7 protein-coding genes are annotated in these 5,771 nt (G+C 41.2%); 2 read left to right on the forward strand and 5 right to left on the reverse strand.

Going from position 1 to position 5,771, the window contains the following annotated elements; all coding sequences use genetic code 11:
- Positions 1-271 precede the first annotated feature (271 nt).
- The gene (sipA, locus tag ACFE90_RS35475; RefSeq protein ID WP_100900296.1) at positions 272-514 is read left to right on the forward strand and encodes a regulatory protein SipA; all 243 of its coding nucleotides are present in this window, start codon (positions 272-274) and stop codon (positions 512-514) included.
- Between the two features lie 57 nt (positions 515-571).
- Entirely contained in the window at positions 572-1,129 is a 558-nt protein-coding gene (locus ACFE90_RS35480; protein ID WP_375506954.1) for a peroxiredoxin, read from the forward strand.
- 546 nt (positions 1,130-1,675) lie between these two features.
- Here the strand turns inward: ACFE90_RS35480 and ACFE90_RS35485 are convergent.
- The 5 genes from ACFE90_RS35485 to ACFE90_RS35505 all read right to left on the reverse strand — a co-directional run bounded on the left by ACFE90_RS35485 (position 1,676) and on the right by ACFE90_RS35505 (position 5,727).
- On the reverse strand, positions 1,676-2,314 hold the full coding sequence (locus ACFE90_RS35485) for an NTP transferase domain-containing protein (RefSeq protein WP_375506949.1): 639 nt from the start codon (positions 2,312-2,314) through the stop codon (positions 1,676-1,678).
- A 12-nt stretch (positions 2,315-2,326) separates the two neighbouring features.
- A complete protein-coding gene (locus ACFE90_RS35490) occupies positions 2,327-3,625 on the reverse strand; it encodes an XdhC family protein (RefSeq protein ID WP_375506950.1) in 1,299 nt (432 codons plus the stop codon).
- A 172-nt stretch (positions 3,626-3,797) separates the two neighbouring features.
- Positions 3,798-4,868 carry an aldo/keto reductase gene (locus ACFE90_RS35495; protein WP_375506951.1) on the reverse strand — a complete coding sequence of 357 codons (1,071 nt, stop codon included), beginning with the start codon at positions 4,866-4,868 and terminating at the stop codon, positions 3,798-3,800.
- A 257-nt stretch (positions 4,869-5,125) separates the two neighbouring features.
- The gene (locus tag ACFE90_RS35500; protein ID WP_375506952.1) at positions 5,126-5,341 is read right to left on the reverse strand and encodes an S-4TM family putative pore-forming effector; all 216 of its coding nucleotides are present in this window, start codon (positions 5,339-5,341) and stop codon (positions 5,126-5,128) included.
- A gap of 50 nt (positions 5,342-5,391) precedes the next feature.
- Positions 5,392-5,727, reverse strand: a complete 336-nt coding sequence (locus ACFE90_RS35505; protein ID WP_375506953.1) for a DUF6632 domain-containing protein — start codon at positions 5,725-5,727, stop codon at positions 5,392-5,394.
- Between the last annotated feature and the right edge of the window lie 44 nt (positions 5,728-5,771).

Genomic DNA, 5,771 nt, shown 5'->3' on the forward strand with positions numbered 1-5,771 from the left:
TTAGCTGGGGGAGGGAAAGTCGTAGTGAAGTCCAGAAATTGGATAATTTATTTTTCGGAGTTCCCTAATAATTTTTCAAAAAATAGCTAACTTGACTAATGTCTAAGCATTGTTTTCCATAATCAAAAATTAATAGACTTCTTGCAGAAGATGCGGAAAGGGGATGAAATTTTCCCCTTTCCCTTTCCCTATTTATTCCCATGCCTAATTTACTAGACTTTCAAGCTAGTTATGAGTTATGAGTTAATTCAAAACTCCTAGCTTGATTAAAATGTCTAAAGAATTCGCAATTGGTAGTAAAGTCCGGGTTGTGGCACTACCGCCCTACGTCAAAACTGCTGAACCCATGCCCATGCTGCGCCCCCCCGATGTAATTCACATAGGTGAAGAGGGTATAGTCATTGACCGTAGACCTGGTGGATATTGGGGTATTCGCTTTACTAGGGGAGCCTTTCTCTTAGATAGCCAATACATCGAAAGCACAGATACCCCACCCGAATCTCATTTAGAGTGAGATTAACAGCAACCAAGAATTGTAAACTTGTGTAAAGTTGTAATTCTGGTTTTCACCATGATTTCCCGCCGCACTTTTTTAAGCATATTATTTGCCAGCTGTATTTCTCTCATCAGCTGGCTGAATTTTACCCTTGCTGCTAACGCCCTTGGTGGTAAACTTCCTGCAATTAATCAACCCGCACCAGAGTTTACTTTGCCAACCAATACAGGTAATGGCAAAATTTCCCTTTCTGACTTGCGCGGTAAGTGGCTAGTTCTCTACTTTTATCCTAAAGATTTTACCTCTGGTTGTACTATAGAAGCTCGCCGTTTTCAGCAAGACTTACCCCAATACCTCGAAAAAAATGCCCAGATTATTGGTGTAAGTGCTGATGATATTGATTCTCACGCCGAATTTTGTGATTCAGAGGGGCTAAAATTCCCACTCTTGGCTGACACTGATGGTTCAGTGAGTAAAGCTTACGGTTCGTGGCTCGGCTTCTTATCTATGCGCCACAGTTTTATCATCGATCCTCAAGGCGTCTTGCGCGAGACTTTTGTCAAAGTCAACCCAAACATTCATAGTTTAGAAGTGCTGACACGATTAGAAAAGTTACAGTCTACAGCTTCTTAGACGATTAGTCTAAGTTAGGGGTTTGCCTCCTTGCTTGAGGCGAACGTCTATAGTTTGCTCTGTTTAGCTATTAACGCACAATAAACCCCCTGGCTGTCTAATTAGTATTTAGGAGTTTGAGACTCAAGTACAATACGAAGTTCCTGAGTAAGACAGTGGCGGGTTTGAATCCCCCACTTTCTTGTTCTGACTGGAGCTAACGGAAACGTCTTCGGCTTTGCTTCTGAATTCTTCAACAAAGTTTGGGGGTTTAATATCAAGTCCGGTGAATCACTTACGATTACCGTATCTGTGCAAAAATCTCAAAAGCCTCTTTCCCCCTGCTCCCTGCCCCCTGCGGTTTTAATGATAAGTCTTTAGCCGGACATGATATAAGTCCCCTGCAACTATCAAGCAGCGCGTTTTGTGTCGGGGTCTAAATCCCCGTCACTTTCACGGAAAAAGCGAATTGCGTTAGCGCTGCGTTAGCGAGTCCGCGAACGTCATTGCGAATTGCGAATTGTTTTAACTGGCGATAAGCCGGGGATATCATAGCAGTGGAATAAGTTAATTCTGCGCTTTGGTAATTGATATCAATTGTTCATAATCCTTTGGTGTATCAATATCGATATCCCCTAGTGGAAACGGAATGGAAAACACTTCATTAAGGTTTTTATTAATAACTCTTTTTGCCCCTGAATTTTCTTTTAAAGCAGCAAGGTCTGAAAAAAATATATGACTAAATAGAGCAGGTACACCTAATGTTCCTGCATATTCACAAGCTATAATGGTTTTTTTTGTCGAATAATATGCATCAACAAGTTGATTAATAATTTGGTGAGAAACAAATGGTTGGTCGCAAAGTGTAATAACTACTGCTTCTATTTTTTTAGGAAAATTATTTAACAATTCAATACCGCTCTTGATTGAAGCACTCATTCCACAAGCCCAATCCAAGTTCTTAACTACTGTAACGGGAAATTGTTTAAGTTGGGGATAAATCTGTTCTGCATTTGCTCCAAGCACTACTACTACAGGTTGACAAACTGAAGCGATCGCCATTTCTGTAATGTATTGCAAAAAACTACGTCCTTGGTAAAGCAATAGTTGTTTAGGTGTACCCATCCGAGTAGATGCACCAGCAGCAAGAATCATAATGGCTATAGTTGATTCCTCATTGTCTATTTGCTCAGTGTTAAATACCATAACAGATAAAAACTATGTGGTAAGTAGCAGGTTTGAATTGCTTTCATAGGATTGGTGAATTGGTTGATTGCGATTTTTTAAAAAACCACCACTGCGATTTGTTAGCACTGCTTGAATTTCAGCAATAATGGCGATCGCTATTCCTTCAGGTGTATCCGCTCCGATGTCAATCCCAATAGGGCCATGCAATCTTTTTAATTGTTCAGTAGTATAAACTATTTCTTGCGAACGTAAATCTTCAAGTAATCTTTCAGTACGCGGTTTTGGGCCTAAAACTCCTATGTAGCGTGCAGGAGATGGCAGCAACATCTTTAAAATTTCCAGATCGTCAAGGTAATTATGCGTCATGACTACAGCAACCGTGTAGGCATCTATAAATATTTGCTTTTGTACAATTTCTCGCCGAGTAAGAATCACATTACAAGGCATAGTAAATCGCGCTTTAGTTGCCTCATTAGCTCGACAATCTACTACAGTAACGTCCCAACCTAATGATTGAGCAAACTGTGCTACAGGTACAGCATCGTAACCTGCACCAAATATTACTAAAGGTGTCGGTGGTTGGATGACTTCGATGAAAACTTCTACACTACCTAAAGGTAAGTGATAGTTATTTACCTTTGACTTTTGATTAGCAAAAGCTGCTTGACTATCTGCAAGTAGAGATTGAATTAAATTTGGATCTTTGATATCGGTGATAGTTTTACCATTTGGATATAGCAGTAAACGCGACCCAAGTTTGACTTTTACTGCGTCTTCAGATGCAAAAACTGTAGCAATAATACCCAAATGTTTTTTATTAAAGCACTCCCGTGTAAAAGCGATCGCATTCGGCGTGTTTTTTCTCTCAAGACGTTCGATGAGAACTTGCACTATTCCATTGCATCCCAGACCAAAGCCCCAAAGAATATCTTCAGAGGCGGTGTTATCGTAAGTAACAACAATTGGTTCGCCGTCCGACATTCGCTGTTGAGTATGCTCAAATACGTCATTCTCCAAACAACCAGCGCTGATTGTTCCGATCATCTCACCTGTATTTGTCATCAACAGTTTGGCACCTGGTCGGCGATAGGTTGAACCTTGAGTTTTGACTACAGTGGCAAGGAAAGTGATTTTACCAATTTTTTGACTTGACTCGAAGCCTTCTAAGATTGCTTGTAGTTCGTTCATTTGATTGCTTATTTTTACTGTTTCTAGCACTTTATCAGCTTGAGCAAGCAATCCCAATGAAAACAATGTGATGACTGTGCCATTGTGCATTGCTGCTAGTGTCAAACACTTTAAAGCTTTGAGGATAAATACATTTTCCAATCGATAGACTTAGCAGCAATAAATACCGATATAGTAGTGAATCTCCTGGCTTTTTATGAAAATGCATTGAGTCAAGTGACACAAGAATTGACTTTAAGAGGATGTGTATAACTCACATTTGCAAAATTACGGTCGCTGTTGGCGTAAACAAAACAGTTAATAGTATTAATATTTACCCCAACCAAGCTGGATTCATCGCTGTACCATCATTTTGGGTTGTGGTCTTATATCGTTCGTACTGCCCTTTAGCTGCTGCCTCACGGGTACGCGCTAACAGTGCTGCCACTCGTGCGCGATCCATTGGCTCAAACGTGCGGACTGCCTCAAAGGCTTGGTCTAAAATTTTCATGCTATCGATGCCTGTAATTACGACTGAGGTGGGCAAATTTATTGCGTAGTGCAGGCACTCGATCGCACTAACCGTGTTGCTTCTAAGAATGTAAGACTCTCCAATTGATTTCATTCCCAGGACACCAATGTTGTTTTTTACTAGCACAGGTAAAACCAGATGTTCAAAACTTCTAAAATGGGCATCCATTACATTCAAAGGCATCTGCACAGTGTCGAAGCGGAAACCATTTTGTGTAGCAGTTTCCAGCATCTGAAGGTGAATCTGGGGATTCTTATGTCCTGTAAAACCTATATAGCGAATTTTGCCTGCTTTCTGCGCTTCAACGGCTGCCTCCATTGCGCCACCAGGAGCAAAGACGCGATCAGGGTCTTCAAAGCGCAGTATTTCATGATGCTGCACTAAATCAATATTATCGACCTGCAAATCTTTGAGCGATTCATCAATCTGCATTTTGGCAGCAGCTTTGGTGCGACCGTCGATTTTCGTCATTAGGAAGACCTTTTGGCGATAACCATTCTTAAGAGCATTTCCCATCCAACGGTGGCTACGTCCGTTGTGATAGTCCCAAGAGTTATCCATAAAATTGATGCCGCGATCAATGGCACTGCGGATCAACTTGATACTTTCTTGCTCTTCTTCAATTTTTCCAATGTGATACCCTCCTAAGCCAATCACAGATACTTGTTCTTTGATGCGTCCGAGATTGCGATACAACATTTCGCCGCGTCGAGTTGAAGTGGGCAAACTTTGGGCTAGCAATTGAGTATTTTCATTAACAACTTCAGTTTGAGCAAGGAGCGGTTGCAAAAATCCTTCCGAAACTGCAAGTCCTGCTGCCACTAATCCCGAAGCAGAAGCAGTTTTTAACAAGCTGCGTCTACTAATTTCCATAATTGTCTCCTACAAGCAACAACAGGAATGAGCCGTATAGTATCACAGCAATTTGGCACAAAAACTCTAGCTAAGGTGTGTTTTGAAACATCCTCCGCAAGATGCATTCACAATGCAAGCCGATGTATTGTCAAAACTCAATACGCTTGGGTTAAGGAGAATTGTAGGTTGGGTTGAGGAACGAAACCCAACATTTTCAGTGGTTTGTTAGGTTGAACGAAGTGAAACCCAACCTACGCAGTTTATGGTTGTTGACGCTAACCCAAGCGTATTGGAGTTAAACCTCCAATCAAGCCAATCAGAAAGACAATAATACTTAAAGTAACCAATACGAAAATCACCCACTTAGAATAGCGACGATGCAGTTGAGCATCCCACCAGATATTAGAACCTTGGTAAATAATTCCTACTTGATGAATTGGCAATTTTCCAATACTAACTGCATACCAATTTTTAAAAGTTGAATAGTTCAATCAGCAACGCTATAATTTTTATTTAGATAGATCCGCAGTTGCTTATCTCTTCATGTACTTGATACCACTTTGTGGGGCGCTAAAAAGCCAAGGACAATTGCTACCAAGAACAATGCTGGAACATCACCAAACAGGTGTCCCTGTTCAACAGGGTCAATTACTGCATGTACCGCCATAATCAGCCCGTGGACTGCACTTGATATGACGGTGAACCAGATTAAACTGAGGTGAGCTTCTGGTTGCCTTGAAGCTAACAGCAAAAAGACACCAAGTGTCGCATAAACACCAATGATCATCTGTTCGTATTCGTGCTGACCTGGTTGCCATAACCAGCCTGATGCCCAGACCTGAGTTAGCGGATAGATAAGTAAAAAAGGGCGTTGCATAATAGGGGGATGAATTGAGGTCATCTACTGTGCAATGTCCATAC

This window comes from uncultured Nostoc sp., from assembly GCF_964245445.1.
Classification (GTDB): Bacteria; Cyanobacteriota; Cyanobacteriia; order Cyanobacteriales; family Nostocaceae; genus Nostoc.

What these genes read in the sequence shown, in the direction of transcription:
- sipA (WP_100900296.1), top strand. Translation starts at nt 272, where the DNA reads ATGTCTAAAGAATTCGCAATTGGTAGTAAAGTCCGGGTTGTGGCACTA.
- ACFE90_RS35480 (WP_375506954.1), top strand. Translation starts at nt 572, where the DNA reads ATGATTTCCCGCCGCACTTTTTTAAGCATATTATTTGCCAGCTGTATT.
- ACFE90_RS35485 (WP_375506949.1), bottom strand. Translation starts at nt 2,314, where the DNA reads ATGGTATTTAACACTGAGCAAATAGACAATGAGGAATCAACTATAGCC.
- ACFE90_RS35495 (WP_375506951.1), bottom strand. Translation starts at nt 4,868, where the DNA reads ATGGAAATTAGTAGACGCAGCTTGTTAAAAACTGCTTCTGCTTCGGGA.
- ACFE90_RS35505 (WP_375506953.1), bottom strand. Translation starts at nt 5,727, where the DNA reads ATGCAACGCCCTTTTTTACTTATCTATCCGCTAACTCAGGTCTGGGCA.